At 60.3% G+C, this 14111-nt stretch carries 15 protein-coding genes; 6 read left to right on the forward strand and 9 right to left on the reverse strand.

Translation table 11 applies throughout. From position 1 onward, the window contains the following. Window position 1 precedes the first annotated feature (1 nt). From ACFQ6H_RS02380 to ACFQ6H_RS02405, 6 genes are all read right to left on the reverse strand, one after another. On the reverse strand, window positions 2–952 hold the full coding sequence (locus ACFQ6H_RS02380; protein WP_378643505.1) for a carbohydrate ABC transporter permease: 951 nt from the start codon (window positions 950–952) through the stop codon (window positions 2–4). 9 nt (window positions 953–961) lie between these two features. Then, on the reverse strand, window positions 962–1855 hold the full coding sequence (locus ACFQ6H_RS02385; RefSeq protein ID WP_378643510.1) for a phosphodiesterase: 894 nt from the start codon (window positions 1853–1855) through the stop codon (window positions 962–964). Between the two features lie 25 nt (window positions 1856–1880). Further along, a complete protein-coding gene (locus ACFQ6H_RS02390; RefSeq protein WP_378643513.1) occupies window positions 1881–2630 on the reverse strand; it encodes a tyrosine-protein phosphatase in 750 nt (249 codons plus the stop codon). A 50-nt stretch (window positions 2631–2680) separates the two neighbouring features. Beyond that, window positions 2681–4039, reverse strand: coding sequence for an extracellular solute-binding protein (locus ACFQ6H_RS02395; protein ID WP_378643518.1), 1359 nt, complete (start codon window positions 4037–4039; stop codon window positions 2681–2683). A 50-nt stretch (window positions 4040–4089) separates the two neighbouring features. Continuing rightward, a complete protein-coding gene (locus ACFQ6H_RS02400; protein ID WP_378643522.1) occupies window positions 4090–5220 on the reverse strand; it encodes an ABC transporter ATP-binding protein in 1131 nt (376 codons plus the stop codon). Window positions 5221–5383: 163 nt separating this feature from the next. Beyond that, complete coding sequence (locus ACFQ6H_RS02405) at window positions 5384–6262, reverse strand: MurR/RpiR family transcriptional regulator (RefSeq protein WP_378643527.1); 879 nt, start codon at window positions 6260–6262, stop codon at window positions 5384–5386. A gap of 178 nt (window positions 6263–6440) precedes the next feature. Between ACFQ6H_RS02405 and ACFQ6H_RS02410 the strand changes: the two genes are divergently transcribed. The 3 genes from ACFQ6H_RS02410 (at window position 6441) to ACFQ6H_RS02420 (ending at window position 9344) form a co-directional block, all read left to right on the forward strand. Beyond that, window positions 6441–6677, forward strand: coding sequence for a CsbD family protein (locus ACFQ6H_RS02410; protein WP_283306332.1), 237 nt, complete (start codon window positions 6441–6443; stop codon window positions 6675–6677). Between the two features lie 142 nt (window positions 6678–6819). After that, window positions 6820–8988 carry a catalase gene (locus ACFQ6H_RS02415; RefSeq protein WP_378643530.1) on the forward strand — a complete coding sequence of 723 codons (2169 nt, stop codon included), beginning with the start codon at window positions 6820–6822 and terminating at the stop codon, window positions 8986–8988. Between the two features lie 86 nt (window positions 8989–9074). After that, on the forward strand, window positions 9075–9344 hold the full coding sequence (locus ACFQ6H_RS02420; protein ID WP_378643534.1) for a Rho termination factor N-terminal domain-containing protein: 270 nt from the start codon (window positions 9075–9077) through the stop codon (window positions 9342–9344). A gap of 57 nt (window positions 9345–9401) precedes the next feature. Here ACFQ6H_RS02420 and ACFQ6H_RS02425 read toward each other — a convergent pair whose 3' ends face one another. After that, complete coding sequence (locus tag ACFQ6H_RS02425; protein ID WP_378541583.1) at window positions 9402–9695, reverse strand: hypothetical protein; 294 nt, start codon at window positions 9693–9695, stop codon at window positions 9402–9404. A gap of 171 nt (window positions 9696–9866) precedes the next feature. Here ACFQ6H_RS02425 and ACFQ6H_RS02430 point away from each other — a divergent pair, with 171 nt between their 5' ends. From ACFQ6H_RS02430 to ACFQ6H_RS02440, 3 genes are all read left to right on the forward strand, one after another. After that, window positions 9867–11015, forward strand: coding sequence for a glutamate--cysteine ligase (locus ACFQ6H_RS02430; protein ID WP_378643539.1), 1149 nt, complete (start codon window positions 9867–9869; stop codon window positions 11013–11015). Between the two features lie 245 nt (window positions 11016–11260). Next, the gene (locus tag ACFQ6H_RS02435; protein WP_378530387.1) at window positions 11261–11638 is read left to right on the forward strand and encodes a hypothetical protein; all 378 of its coding nucleotides are present in this window, start codon (window positions 11261–11263) and stop codon (window positions 11636–11638) included. After that, window positions 11635–12162, forward strand: a complete 528-nt coding sequence (locus ACFQ6H_RS02440) for a CinA family protein (RefSeq protein WP_378643544.1) — start codon at window positions 11635–11637, stop codon at window positions 12160–12162. The genes ACFQ6H_RS02435 and ACFQ6H_RS02440 overlap by 4 nt, the downstream gene beginning before the upstream one ends. 299 nt (window positions 12163–12461) lie before the next feature. On the opposite strand, the gene ACFQ6H_RS02445 is transcribed toward ACFQ6H_RS02440, so the two are convergent. Together ACFQ6H_RS02445 and ACFQ6H_RS02450 are read right to left on the reverse strand one after the other, a co-directional pair. Beyond that, on the reverse strand, window positions 12462–13313 hold the full coding sequence (locus ACFQ6H_RS02445; RefSeq protein ID WP_378643547.1) for a PHP domain-containing protein: 852 nt from the start codon (window positions 13311–13313) through the stop codon (window positions 12462–12464). Between the two features lie 37 nt (window positions 13314–13350). Further along, window positions 13351–14049: a TetR/AcrR family transcriptional regulator gene (locus ACFQ6H_RS02450; RefSeq protein WP_378530393.1), complete on the reverse strand. Its 699-nt coding sequence runs from the start codon at window positions 14047–14049 to the stop codon at window positions 13351–13353. Between the last annotated feature and the right edge of the window lie 62 nt (window positions 14050–14111).

The raw sequence follows: 14111 nt of genomic DNA on the forward strand, positions 1-14111 counted from the left end.
CCTAATTGTCGTAGAAGCTCAGCCGGTCCGACAGGCGGACGAAGATGACTGCGATGATTCCGAAGCCGAGGAAGAAGAGAGTGCCTGCGGCAGCTGACAGTCCGGCGTCGAAGTTCTGGAAACCGAACTGGTACAACAGGTAATAGATGTTCGTGGACGCGCCGCTCGGTCCACCCTGGGTGAGAATGTCGATCACGGGATACGCCCACTGCGCACCCAACAGGATCGTCATGAGGGCCAGGAACACCAGCGTCGGGGAGAGTAGCGGCAGTGTGATCTTTCGGGTGATCGTCGCCTCGGACGCCCCGTCGAGTGATGCCGCAGAAGCATAGTCCGGATTGATGCCCGCCAGCCCAGCTGAAATGACCAGCACCCCGAAGCCGAGCATTTGCCATCCGACGATCACGACCACACCGAGTAGAGCGAACTTCGGATCACGAAAGATGTTGCCCATCTCGATTCCCCACGTTGCGGCCACCCTCGGGACAGCGCCGCCGTCGGGATTGAAGAGCCAACGCCACACGGCACTGCCCGCGATCGGTGTCACCAGGAACGGGACGAAGATCAGAGCCTGATAAATCGTCTTCGACCGTCCGGATATCCGTTTGGACACCAACGCGATGAGGATCGGCAGCAACAGCGAGAACAGCATGAAGGCGAGTGTGTAGACCACGGTGTTCCGCAGCGCCTGATGCAACTCGGGCAACGAGAGAACTCGCGTGTAATTATCCAGTCCTACCGACACTTTGGGAGTGGTAGGTACCATGTTCCACTTGTAGAACGACAGGTTGACAGTCTCGCCGAGCGGTTTGTAGATCCACACGATCAACAGCACCACTGCCGGCAACAGGTACAGGTATGGCACCCAGACACGGGGTGCCCACCCGGAACGGGCCGGGCGCGCCGCTATGGCACGCTCCGACCCGACGGTACTTGGAACTTCGACAAACATGTTCGTGGCTCAATTCGCCGATGCAGTGACTGAGCTGGACGACTTGAACGCTGGAACGAGCTTGTCTATCGCCTCCTGAAGGTGATCAGTGCTCATCTCGTACACAGTCGCCGACTCCTCCACTGGAACTACCGTGTGCAGTACTCGATCTCGGTAGACATGGACCATGTTGAATGCCTGTGCACCGTTTTGGCCACGCAGAATACCTGCGCCCGCGAGAACATCCTGTGTGTAGCAGGAAGCCGAGGCGACCGAGACGGGAATTCCTGCGAACGTGCAGGTGGTCGAGTAGTGCAGGTGGCCACCGAGGATGCCGCGGACATCGGTGCCCTCGAGTACCGCGGCAAGTTTGTTCTGTTCCTTGAGTTCTACCAAAGAGAGCACATCCAGAACCGACGGGACTGGCGGATGGTGCAGTGCCAGAAGGGTGCCGTGTGGTGCCGGTACGGCAAGAACCTCTTCGAGCCAAGCGAGCTGTTCGTCGGTGATCAACCCGTGATGGCTTCCGGGAACAGTGCTGTCCAACACGATGATACGGAGACCGTTCACTTCGACCACCGAGTCGACGGATTCCTGGGTCGGAGCGGTATCCAGCAGGCCGCTGCGGAATGCCGGGCGCGCGTCGTGATTGCCCATGACCCAGATCACCTTTGCGCCGAGCCGTTCGGCTGCCGGCTCGACGATCCGGCGCAGTCGGACGTATGCATCGGGTTCTCCCACGTCGGCCAGATCGCCGGTGAAGACGATAGCCTCCGGACGCTGGCCAGTCCTTTCCAGTCGCTCGAAGATGCGTGCCAGATTGGCGTCGCTGTCCACGGAACCGTGGAGAAGATCACCGTCGGTGACAAAGTGAGTGTCGCTGAGGTGCAGGATGTAGTGATCGGGTTCGCCGTACTGGGACATGAATAATTCTCCTGTGAAGTATGGGTTAGTTGACCAGTGCAAGGTGTAGGCGATCGAGTTCTGCAGAGCTCAATCCATGGGCAAGAAGGTATTCGGAGGCGCCGCCGTACGAGTCGTCGATGGACTGCAGACTTGCCCGCATGAGCGCAGCCGGGCTTGCCCCGACCAGTTGGGCGACGTCCGCCCCGCCTATGCCGTATTGGCGCATCTTGACGGCCATCGCCGACACCCATTCGCCGGCCAACATGACCTCGGAGAGCGAATAGTCTGCGACGATGTCGCGGTTGTCCACGCCGACCGCCGCCAGTGCAAGCGCGATGACAAGACCGGTGCGGTCTTTGCCTGCCGTGCAGTGCACCAGTACTGCCCGATCGTCGGATTCAGCGATGGTTCGCACTGCGCGAGTCAACCGGGTGCCGCACTGGTCGATGACCTTTGTATAGATTGCCGCGAGGTCCAAACTGGTTTCGCGGGTGTTTATTTCACCCTCGAAGATGGGTAGATGATGCTGCTCGAGCGTCAGACCTTCGAGTGCGTTCGGCGCCGTGTCCAACTCCTCCTGCTCGCGTAGGTCGACGACGACTGCCAGCCCTCGGCCGCGGAGATCCTCACGGTCCGTTTGGTTGAGGCGGTGAAGAGCGTCTGAGCGAAATAGTTTGTTCCACTTGGTGGTCAACCCTCCGCGAGCAGCGTAGCCGCCGACATCGCGAAAGTTGTAGGTACCGTTCAGGTCGAGCCGACGATTGGCTCGCTGATCCGGAAGAGCAGTACTCATAGTTGTTCCCGATCCGGAAGTTGTGTTCGCTGGAATTGGATTGGACTGTGTCAGCCGATCAAGTCCTGAGCCCGTTGCTGTGCGGCCTGCATCGTCGACTTCGGGTCCTTGCCGTAGAACACGGATTCTTCGATGGCTTGCGCGAGAATGTCGTCGACCTGGACATAGCTGTTACCGGGGTACGACTGCCAGGGCTGGAGCGAGTCGAGTTGCTTGAGATTGGGTGCCAGCAGTGGGTTGCCGTCTGCCCACGGCTTGAGTGCAGCAGGATCCTGCGTCAGCGACGAACGAAGGGGTAGGTATCCGATCTTGGTGGAGATCTGCGTGTACGCGTGGTCGCTTGTCATGAATTTGATCAATTCCCAAGCCGCGCGTGCCTTGGCCGGATCCTGCGAGAAGACGGACAGGACCGAACCTGAATTCGTGGGAACCGCTGCATGTCCGTCGAAGGCAGGCATAGCGGTCGCCCGCAGGTCCCAACCGGCCTTCGCCGCTGAACCGACAAACATTCCCTGCAGTGCAGACGTGTTGAGGTCGATGGCGATGTCACCCTTCGCGAAGCTCTCGTACTGCGTCGCCGCATCCGCATTGACCAGGACCCCGTCTTCGTAGAGTCCGCGGAGCATGGTGACAGCCGAAACCGATTCGGGCTCACCGAATTCGATGGTCTTGCGATCTTCGGACAGCACACCGCCGCCGGCCGACTTGAAGAGGGCCTGCATGCACCAGTTGCCACCCTTGACCGAACAGCTGATCCCGAGCGACGGCTTCCCTGACTTGGCGGTCACTGCCTTCGCGGCAGCGGCAACCTTGCTCCAGGTCGAGAGGTCGGTGTCTGCCGGGAGTCCGGCCTCGATCAGTGCAGTGGAGTTGTAGAACAATGTGGGAGTGGAGAACACATACGGAACGCCGTAGGTGTCGCCATTCCAGTCGCCGAGTGTGGCAGCTCTGGGGTGGAAGGGATGGTCTCCGCCGAAGTTTGCCTGGACTGAGTCCTTGCCGACCAGTTCGTCGAGATTTCTTGCTTTCAGCGCCGTGACTGCGAAATCGAGAGTGTCGAAGGTCAATTGAGCGACATCGGGTGGTGACCCGGCGAGCATTTGTGTCTGCACGCTGCTTGCGGTGCCGGAGCCGGCCGCGCCACCGCTTTGCGGCGGCTGTGCTTTGACGTGAATGTTCGGGTGGGCGGCCTCGAAGTCGGAGATGAGACCGGTGATGGTGTCTGTCCACAAACCGGCCTGGGCAAGGTTGTAGGACTCGAAGACGATGTCGACCTGCTGGTTCGGGTCGAGTTCCGGCACCTGTTCCGCGGAATCCGAGCCGCCGGTGGTGGCGCCGCCCGTGGCACAGCCTGCAAGGGCGAGGGATGCCGCCAACGCTATGGCGATCTTCCATCGTGTTTTGCGCATGACAAAGCTCCTCGTGATGAAATTTTCGTGTGAGAGGGCGAACTGAAGGTTCAGCTGAGAACTGATGAATCGAGATTCAATGTTGCTGGTATGTCCAGCCATTCGAGGCGACGCCCGCTGGCTCGGTCGAAGAGGTGAAGGTGGCGCAGCTCGGCGGACAGTACCGCGGGCTGTCCTTCGTGGAGGGCGATCGGTCGCGGAGCGCGCACGCAGATCGTGGTCGAACCGACCAGGCAGTAGGCCACCTGCTCGCTTCCGAGATTCTCGACCGACGTGACATCGACCGTGATACGTGCGCCGGGGCCGGAATCCGTGCCTGGATGGATCGGTGTGAGATGTTCGGGACGAATGCCGAGTACGACGTCGCGGGAATCGGACTCTCCTGGCCAGAGTGAGGCTTCGATGCCTTCGGCCGTAACCCTCACGCTCCCGCCGGACGAAAATACCCTTGCATCAACAAGATTCATTGCAGGGCTGCCCAGAAATCCTGCAACGAATACTGATGCCGGGCGATCGTAGACATCCTCGGGGGTGCCGAGTTGCTCGAGTCCGCCGTTGTTGAGCAGCGCGATACGCGTCGCCATTGTCATAGCCTCGACCTGGTCGTGGGTGACGTAGACGAAGGTGGCGCCCAACCTTCGGTGGAGGTCGGTGAGTTCACGACGAGTTGCTGTTCGGAGCTTCGCATCGAGGTTGGAGAGTGGCTCGTCCATCAAGAACGCCTTCGGATTTCGGACGATCGCTCGGCCCACCGCTACGCGCTGACGCTGACCACCCGACAGCTCCTTGGGCTTGCGCTCCAGCAGATGTGCGATCTCCAGTTGCTGTGCTACTTCCTCGACACGTGCTACTGCCGACGCCTTGTCGATCTTTTTGACCTTCAAAGGGAAACCGAGGTTCTTCGCGACGGAAAGGTGCGGGTAGAGGGCATAGTTCTGAAACACCATGGCGACGTCTCGCCGACGGGCGGGAGCCGTAGTGATGTCTTCGTCGTCGAGCAGTATTCGGCCACTTGTCGGCTCGAGGAGACCGGCGAGCATCCTGAGCAACGTAGTTTTCCCGCAGCCGCTCGGTCCGAGGAGGACCAGAAAATCCCCGTCACGAACATCGATGTCGATGTTGTCGACTGCGGTGACATCTGCGAATTTCCGACTCAGATTCTCTATTCGAATCCTGCCCATTGGCTTCTCCCGATGAAATGACGTTACCCAATCGCGTCGGATTGGGGATTTTCGTTACATCAGAAGTTAGCCAGTCGAAGATGAACGGTGACCGAACGCCGTCGTAATTGTCCGTAATTCTCAGGGCAACTATTCGAACCGAAACGTGCGACGAACCCGAATTTCAGGTGGTGGAACCGTGATTGAGGATTCCGATGACGTGTTCGAGGGTCTGAGCTGCAGCTTCGGCTGACCCGCCACGGCGTTCACTGACCGCGATCTGGAGACCGATCAGAAAGGTCAGTTGAATGACGGTCGCGGAGGCGCCGTGTGCGCCCCACGGCCCGGTTCCGCCACCGAGAACCAACCCCATGTCGGCCAGTTCCACCAGCGGGGAACGCGCGTAGCCGGTGACGCCGATGACGGTTGCGCCGGCGTCTTTTGCAGCTTGGGCGGGCTGGAGAGTCAGTGAGTTGAGCCCACTGTCACTGATCGCCAGACAAACGTCGCGCGAAGTGAGGTGCCGGGCTGTGAGTTGCTGCATCACTGCATCAGTGGGCGCTTCAGCTGTGCGGCCGTTCAGTATGAACCGAACAGCCACTGCAGATGCCGACGGCCCGGACACCCCGTTTCCCACAACGAGTACGCGTTCGGCGTCGGCAATTGCTTCGACAGCCCGGTCGAAAGCGTCGCGATCCAGAGGTGTGAGTGCGGCGCCGAGATCGGCCGCCACTTCGCCGAGTACTGCCTGCAGCAGTCCGTTGCTGTCCTTGGTGTGCGCCGCGTCCTGCACCCGTGATTCTGCTGCGCCGAGATCTCTGAGCAGCAGCATGCGCAGATGCTGAAATCCTTTGAATCCGAGATTCTGACAAGCCCGAATGACAGTTGCCGTCGACGTGGACGCGTGCTCGGCCACATCTGCCGCCGACCACCAGGCAAACTCATTGGGCCTGGCGATGCAGATGTCGGCGACACGTCGCTCGCTCGGGGCCAGGGTGGGCGCAAGCGCGCGAATCGTGGACAGGGTTCCGCCCACGGGGGGATCGGTCTGTAACTGGCTCATCTGCACTGAATAACACACGAGAGTGAACGACACTCCCCTCGGCAGTCGGTGCATGTCTGTGCCACGTGTTGTCGATGCGCGAATGTTTATGCGAATTACGACCGGGTAGGGCTTCTGTGTGGGAATCCTGCGCGGCAGGAATCTCGAGCGCGAATCCGAAACGACCTGGAGGAACAACGTGACAGATGACAAGAGCGGCCCCAGCGAGGGCATCAAAGGCGTCGTAGAGGACGTCAAGGGTAAGGCCAAGGAAGCCGTTGGTGCGGTCTCCGGGAACGACAGTTTGACCCGAGAGGGTCGCGCCCAGCAGGACAAGGCCGAGAGCCAGCGAGAAGTGGCGAAGAAAGAGGCAGAAGCCGAGAAGGCTCGCGCGGAAGCTGCTGCGGACGAAGCGCGGCAGAAGTCCGAGCAATAGCCCCGACGCACTCGTCGCCCTCGGCCTGGGATTGATCCCAGTCCGGGGGTGAGTCGTGGCTCCGCGTTCAGAGAAAATCTCTACTTCCTTACGGCGTAACAGAATTCGTGCGCCCAGCATCACGATCAAGAGGAGCTGTTCGATGCCTTCATCCCAGTCCGTCCCAGGTGCACCGGCCCCGAAAACGCCGGACCTGACAGAGCCGGTCAAGCCTCGACAGCCGTTGCCTCCCAAGGACGACCAGAGGCAGCCGGAAGTGCGTACCGTAGCGGGTGCCGAGGAAAAGGTGAAGGGAAACGGTCGCGGCCAGCGGGGTGAGTACCTCACCACCGCAACCGGAACGCGACTCTACGAAACCGACCACTCGCTCACTGCGGGTGAGCGGGGACCGACTCTTCTTCAAGACCACCACCTTCGTGAGAAGATCACGCATTTTGATCACGAGCGAATTCCGGAGCGAGTCGTCCACGCTCGCGGCGCGGCCGCACACGGTACGTTCCTGGCAAACGGAGCAGCCGAAAACATCTGTAAGGCTTCGCTTTTCGCTTCAGGTGCGCGAACACCCGTATTCGTGCGATTCTCGACGGTTCTGGGTTCACGCGGTTCGGCGGACACCGTCCGTGACACACGCGGGTTCGCCACCAAGTTCTACACCGATGAAGGTGTCTTCGATCTGGTCGGCAACAACATCCCGGTGTTCTTCATCCAGGACGGAATCAAATTCCCGGACATCATCCATGCCGCGAAACCTCACCCGGACCGCGAGATTCCGCAGGCACAGAGCGCTCACGACACCTTCTGGGACTTCGTGTCGCTACACACCGAGGCCACCGCGCACACATTGTGGAACATGTCCGATCGAGGCATCCCGCGCTCCTATCGCATGATGGAGGGCTTCGGCATTCACACATTCAGGCTCGTCAACGCCGACGGCGAGACGAATCTTGTTAAATTCCACTGGAAGCCGGCAGCCGGAGTGCATTCACTAGTGTGGGAGGAAGCTCAGATCGCAGGCGGTGTGGATCCAGACTTCCACCGACGCGATCTTGCCGACGCCATCGAGGCAGGTGCATATCCGTCCTGGGATCTGGGCGTGCAGGTATTCCCCGATACCGAAGACGAAATGTTCGAAGGCATAGATCTTTTGGATCCCACCAAAATTGTGCCCGAAGAGCTCGCGCCGGTTCAGGTCATCGGAACGATGACGCTCGATGCCAATCCGACCAACTTCTTCGCCGAGACCGAACAGGTGGCATTCCATCCAGGCCACTTGGTTCCGGGCGTCGACATCACCAATGATCGGCTCCTGCAGGCACGATTGTTCTCCTACCTCGACACCCAGATCACGCGACTCGGCGGTCCCAATTTCGATCAGATCCCGATCAACCGTCCTCACTCGCCCGTCAACGACATGCTTCGCGACGGCTTCCACCAGGACGGTGTGCATACCGGGATCGCGCCGTACCATCCCAATTCGTTGGACGGTGGCTGCCCCTTCTTGGCCTCGGCAGACAGTGCCGCCTATATCGAGGTGCCCGAGGAAGTTTCAGGGCGCAAGGTGAGGCAGGCGCCGGCATCGTTCGACGATCACTTCTCGCAAGCTCGACTCTTCTATCGCAGTCTCTCCCCTGTCGAACAGGAGCACGTCGCGCAGGCGTACACCTTCGAATTGGGGAAGTGCTGCGAGGAGAACATCAAGATACGGAATCTGGGCGTTTTGGCCAACATCGATGCGGCTCTCGTATCGATCGTCGCAGGCGGGCTTGGCCTTCCGGTCCCTGAACCGACTGAGCCGTTGAGCGATCCTGAGCCCAGCCCGGCACTGTCCCAGGTGGGTGAGGAATGGCCCGTCGAGGGAAGGATCATTGCACTACTGGTCGACGAGAACTCCGATCTCGACACGGTTGTCGCCGTTCGAGACAAGATCTTCGACGCCGGTATGGTGCCGCTGATCCTCGGCCCGCACGGCGGAACCATCGGGGACGGTGACGACGCGGTGACGGTGCAGCGGACTTACCTCACAGCTCGTTCGATCGAATTCGATGCAATCCTGCTGAGCGGCGACGTTTCTCGGATCGGCGAGGGCAAGGTGGATCCACGGGTGGAGACTCTGCTGAACGAAATGTATCGTCACAGCAAGGCGATTGGTGGTTGGGGTGAGAGCATGAGTGCGCTGGCCGCGGCCGGTATCGACGAGTCTGCATTGGGAGTCGTCGTCGATGCCGACGCGGAAGGAGCCCTCGCCTCACTGGCTCAGCTTCTGAAGACGCACCGCGTGTGGGGGCGTTTCGAGGTGCCGCCCACATCCTGAGTGCCGACGTACGTTCGAACTTGCGGTGTGGCCGAATTGCCAGTTCGGCTACACCGTCGGAGTGAAGACGAGTGAAGGGACGAACAGTGGCTCGCAAGGACTCACAACCTCAACTCAAGGATCAAGAACTCTACGAAGAGTTACGGGAGAAGGGCGATTCCAAGGAAAAGGCGGCCCGAATCTCCAATGCAGCCGCCAATCGAGGGCGGTCGAATGTCGCCAAGTCCGGTGGTCAATCCTCACCGTACGAGGAGTGGACGGTGGACGACCTGAAGAAGCGCGCCAAGGAACTCGATCTGCACGGCTATTCGAAGCTGAACAAGGGCGAGCTGATCGAGAAACTCCGCAATCACTGAGCTGTATTCTGCTCGAGTCGTACTCTGCGTGTGCAGAATACGACTCGAGCGTTCGGTTCAGTGCCCTTCTTGATCGAAGAGTTCCTGACCTTCCAGTCGCTTGACCCGACGGTGTTCCATCAAGATGGCCAGCGTTCCGACGATGAAGGACACCACGCACACGACGCCGGCAATGACTGCCCATCCACGAAATCCGTAACCTGCTGCCACCAAGGTCAATCCGAGAGTTGCCAGGCCCAGCCCGATCAGCAGGTATCCGGGATAGTTGCGGCCGTCGCTGATTGCCTCCCCGACATGCGATCGATTGGTGTGTTCGTCATCTACCGGTGAACTTCCGCTCGCGTTTGTCACGGCACACTCCGTCCTGAGTTCGTGAAGACCTGCGATTTGCCGCTTGTCGTCGGCTCACAGGGCACTACCCGATCGGTGAGTGGGTGAAACCGATGGCGTAGTGCCGAAAGGCGAAGAAGGTCGTAGGCTCGAAGTACCGGATGTGGAGGAACACCGGTGCAAGGAAGTGCGATGAATGCGAAGCCGACTCCCGACCTGTTCTCCGTAGGTACACCGACTCTCGGTGTGGAGGAAGAGTTCTTGCTCTGCGATCCGCAGACCGGGCATCCGAGTCTGCGCAACGTCGAAGTTGCGGCCGCCGGGCGAGAACTCGGTATCTCGCTGCAACTCGAACTCACGCGCTGTCAGGTGGAGACGTCCACGTCGATCGGTAGTCATATTCGTGATCTTCGTGATCAACTCTGTGAATCTCGTGCCGTCACCGCCGATGCCGCTGCTCGCGTGGGTTGTCAGCTCATTGCAGTCGGGACGCCGTTCTTCGATCCGCCGGTCGACGAGATCACTCAGAAGTCGCGATATCAGCGGATGGCCGGACAGTTCGGTGCGATCACCGAAGGTGTGATGTGTGGCTGTCACATTCATGTGGGTGTGGAAGATCGAGAACGATCGGTCCAGATCGTCAATCATCTGCGCGCGTGGTTACCGACCTTGCTGGCGTTGACGGCGAACTCCCCGATCAGCAGTGGGCGCGATACCGGCTATGCGAGTTGGCGTTACGTTCTGTTCGGCCGATGGCCCAGTTCCGGCCCGCCGCCTTACTTCGAGTCCGTGGGGCACTACGAAGATGCTGTAGCCGCGATGCTGGAGACAGGGGTCATTCTCGATCCACACATGGTCTATTGGGACGTGCGCATGTCGGATCACCTTCCCACCGTGGAGATTCGGATCAGCGACGTGCCGGCCACCGTTGAGGAGACGCTGACTCTGGCCACGTTGGTCCAGGCTCTTGTCGGCACCGCATCCGCCGCGATCACCAAAGGTGAGGTGGCGCCCGCTGTGGATCATGAGTTACTCCGGGCGGCTTGCTGGCGGGCGGCACGCGACGGACTCGACGGGAGGTCGCTGGACGTGGAATCCGTGCGTTTGCTGACCGCTCACCAGGCGGTTCGGCGATTGGTGGATCATGTCGAACCTGCTCTGACCGCATTCGGCGAGTTCGAGCAGGTCACGGCTTCCTTGGACAAGGTCTTCAGCAATGGAAACGGAGCGATCGTGCAGCGCCGACAACTCGCGCGTCGGTCACGTGTGGCTGATGTGATCGACGAGTGTGCCCGACGCACTTTCGAAGGATGCAGTTCGCAAGGGGGGAGTGAGCTGTAGGCAACAGGGACAGGCAACGGGGAGGCGTTGACTTCCAATTTTGTGCCGAGTTCACTGGAAATGAGAACTTGTCGACTCCCCTGTGCAGAAATCATCCCGTCTGTAGGCCGCGTCGCGAGTTGCATGATGGCGAAGGGTTAGTCATGAAAAACGAATCTGGCGAACGGGCGTCCGAAGAACCTCAGTCTGCGCGTGGAGCCCCGGGCTCCCGAGGCACAGGCTCGAATGAACCCGGAGGCGGTCCGGTGGATCGCCCTTCCGGCGCGTTCGGCGACGAGGAGACGATCTCGGGGGTAGAAGGAACCGAGACAACTCCCGCCGAGCCCACTGCATCCGAACCGGCCGTGCCGCCGTACGAGGGACGTCAGGAGGCCGCAAAGAAGTCGGCATTCAAGGAGGCGGAGAGTTCTGGTGGACCGAATACGGGAGGGGCCGGCAAACCCGTCGTCGATTCGGGGCTCAAGGCACGACCGGCGGAAGAGACTCCTGGTGGACGAACTGCATCCCCTGCAGACGAGCAACCCGCCGCGGAGACGACTGAATCGGCTTCCAGCGAAAGCGGAGTGGGGCCGGCACATCAAACCGGCGTAGGGAGGAGCGAAGACAAGAGGGACAATATATGAGTGACGATCCACGTACGGAGCTTCCGTCGGACAACAACCTCGACGCGCTGTGCAGTCGACTGGCTACCTTGGTCGAAGAGCGCGGCCTGACAGTCGCTACGGCGGAATCGCTGACTGCCGGGAATATCGCCGCGCACCTGGGGAAGGCACCGAACGCCGGATCGTGGTTTTGTGGTGGGATCGTCGCGTACACCCGAGCGGTCAAGCATTCCCTACTCCATGTTCCGGACGGCCCAGTGGTCTGTGAGGAAGCTGCCCGGGTCATGGCACACAGCACTGCCACGCTGATGGGCGCGACTTTGACGCTGGCCGTCACCGGCGAAGCCGGACCGGATACACAGGAGAACGATCCACCCGGAACTGTGTGGTTCGGGGTCGTGGACCACGGGACCGCTGAAACGGAAAAGCAGGTGTTTTCAGGTGCCCCCGAAGCCGTCCTGGGAGCAACTGTCGAGCACGCGATCCAACTACTTCTGCGTCACGCATCCGGTCGTCACACGCCGAGTACGAGAGTTGTGAACTAGTCGAGTATTCAACTCTTCGAACGGTTCTTCTTGTGACGACCCGTGTGTTTCGCAGGTGCCTGCGCGGTTGGAACCAGATGACCGTCGGCTGTGTATTTTTCGACTACGAGGTTCTTGCTGACTCCTCGGTTGGCATCCACTGCGCAAGTGATTGCTTCCGTGTCGGAGTTGAAAGGTTCCTCGGTCGAAGAGCCGTCGGGCATCGTGATCTTGTACCGATCCATACATCGACTATTGCGGGTTGATTCGCCTCCGACAACCCGAGCTCACGGAAATACCGGTCTGACGGATCCTGCGGATCAGCGAGTCCAATAGTCTTCGGGCCTTTTACCTGAACGGAATCCGTAGTGCTCGAGCATCGCTGTCGCTTCTGGGAAGTTGGCTGCCAGAGCTTCGGGCACATGGGCATCGCTTCCGAATGTCACCGCTTTGCCTCCCTCCTCGCTCCACCACTGGGGTATCCAAGGCCACAGCCGACGGGTATTCATCTCGAGAGCTCGGCCGCTGTCAGCGATGGCGCGCATGGCATTTCGGAATCCGCCCTCGAATCGGCGGGGATCGAAAGGTCCGGCGCTTTCGGTCGGCCATGCGCGCACCGCGTAGTCGATGTGGGTGAACACTTCGAAGACGCGGGAACGCGCGACCATGCGCGGAATCTCTTCCAGGTACGCCCACATGACCTCGTCAGCGCCCCAAATTCGGAACAGGGTGTTCGGTTCACTCCGATCTTCGCCGACTTCTAGCGTGTGCAAGGAACCCACTACTCGGTCGATGTCGCCGAGATCGAGAAATTGCGACGCGTGCGCTTCGTGTATGTGGGGTTGTCCGAACTCGACTCCGGTGAGTATCCGCAATTCAGGAAAACGGTGTCGGCATCGTTCGATGCTGTCGAGATAGCCGTCGACGTCGAGGACCGGTGCGTGAACGTAGCCGTCAGCGGTGAGGAGGTGACGTTGGTGGGGCATCAGGTCAGCGGCGTTTGTACGCCAGCGGTCGTCGAAGTCGAGATGCTCGGTGAACACCAACGCCGGCAATCCGATTGCTTCGGCACGAGCGCAAGTCTGTTGCATTCGCCCGGAAGCGTCGGACTGTGGTCCGCCGGTGTCCCACGACCACTCGCTGTGAACATGACTGTCCGCGGGTAGATGCATGTTCAGTTCGTACCAGAGCCCGGGAGTTCTGGTGTGATTACAGTTCGGACTGGCGTACGAAGTCGCTCTGTGCGTGGGTGCCCCAAATTTCGGAGGACTGAGTCTCGGGTTCGCTGTCCAGCTTTCGAACGTCGTGAATGAACTCCGCACCGCGCAGTTCGTCGGACGGAACCGACAGAAGCTTGCATGTGGTGCTGACGAAGAATCGCTGGACATCTTCCAACTCGAGACGCCCACCGGGCCGGTACCAGTGCGCGACCCCGGTGCACATCTCGAGTATCGCGAGTCGGCTCAATGCAAGATCTTCTATGTCGAAGGCACCCACGCGTTGGCCGCGTTCGAGGATCTGTCCGAATAGTTGCTCGTACTCGTCGCGCAGCGTCTGCAACTCGATGCGGTTGTCTCCGGTCAACCCGCGCATCTCGTACTCGGCGACGCGGGCGGTCAGTTGGTTGACGGCGGTAATGCCGACGTGTGACGACACCAGGCCGGCGAGCTGGACTACGGGGTCGGCGCTGCGGCGCATTGCCCGCTCTCCCGACTGCGTCAACTCGTCGAGGCACGACCGAATGATCGAAGCCAACAGCGACTCTTTGCTGCCGACGTAGTGGTACAGCGTTGCCGAGTTGATGCCGGCTTCGGCTCCGAGTTCACGAATGCCGGTGGCGGCGAACCCCTTCGTCGCGAACAGCGTGACTGCCGCCCGTTGTACGCGCCCCAGGTCCATGATCCTCATTTCGATTGGTTGCCCAATCATGCTAGCATCGCCGCCGAAATCGATTGGTAGTCAATCAATTG

It is taken from the genome of Rhodococcus sp. NPDC056506, from assembly GCF_042794945.1.
Taxonomy (GTDB): domain Bacteria; phylum Actinomycetota; class Actinomycetes; order Mycobacteriales; family Mycobacteriaceae; genus Rhodococcus_F.

What these genes read in the sequence shown, in the direction of transcription:
- ACFQ6H_RS02395 (WP_378643518.1), bottom strand. Translation starts at nt 4,039, where the DNA reads ATGCGCAAAACACGATGGAAGATCGCCATAGCGTTGGCGGCATCCCTC.
- ACFQ6H_RS02385 (WP_378643510.1), bottom strand. Translation starts at nt 1,855, where the DNA reads ATGTCCCAGTACGGCGAACCCGATCACTACATCCTGCACCTCAGCGAC.
- ACFQ6H_RS02440 (WP_378643544.1), top strand. Translation starts at nt 11,635, where the DNA reads ATGAGTGACGATCCACGTACGGAGCTTCCGTCGGACAACAACCTCGAC.
- ACFQ6H_RS02430 (WP_378643539.1), top strand. Translation starts at nt 9,867, where the DNA reads ATGAATGCGAAGCCGACTCCCGACCTGTTCTCCGTAGGTACACCGACT.
- ACFQ6H_RS02380 (WP_378643505.1), bottom strand. Translation starts at nt 952, where the DNA reads ATGTTTGTCGAAGTTCCAAGTACCGTCGGGTCGGAGCGTGCCATAGCG.
- ACFQ6H_RS02450 (WP_378530393.1), bottom strand. Translation starts at nt 14,049, where the DNA reads ATGAGGATCATGGACCTGGGGCGCGTACAACGGGCGGCAGTCACGCTG.
- ACFQ6H_RS02445 (WP_378643547.1), bottom strand. Translation starts at nt 13,313, where the DNA reads ATGCATCTACCCGCGGACAGTCATGTTCACAGCGAGTGGTCGTGGGAC.
- ACFQ6H_RS02400 (WP_378643522.1), bottom strand. Translation starts at nt 5,220, where the DNA reads ATGGGCAGGATTCGAATAGAGAATCTGAGTCGGAAATTCGCAGATGTC.
- ACFQ6H_RS02405 (WP_378643527.1), bottom strand. Translation starts at nt 6,262, where the DNA reads ATGAGCCAGTTACAGACCGATCCCCCCGTGGGCGGAACCCTGTCCACG.
- ACFQ6H_RS02390 (WP_378643513.1), bottom strand. Translation starts at nt 2,630, where the DNA reads ATGAGTACTGCTCTTCCGGATCAGCGAGCCAATCGTCGGCTCGACCTG.
- ACFQ6H_RS02415 (WP_378643530.1), top strand. Translation starts at nt 6,820, where the DNA reads ATGCCTTCATCCCAGTCCGTCCCAGGTGCACCGGCCCCGAAAACGCCG.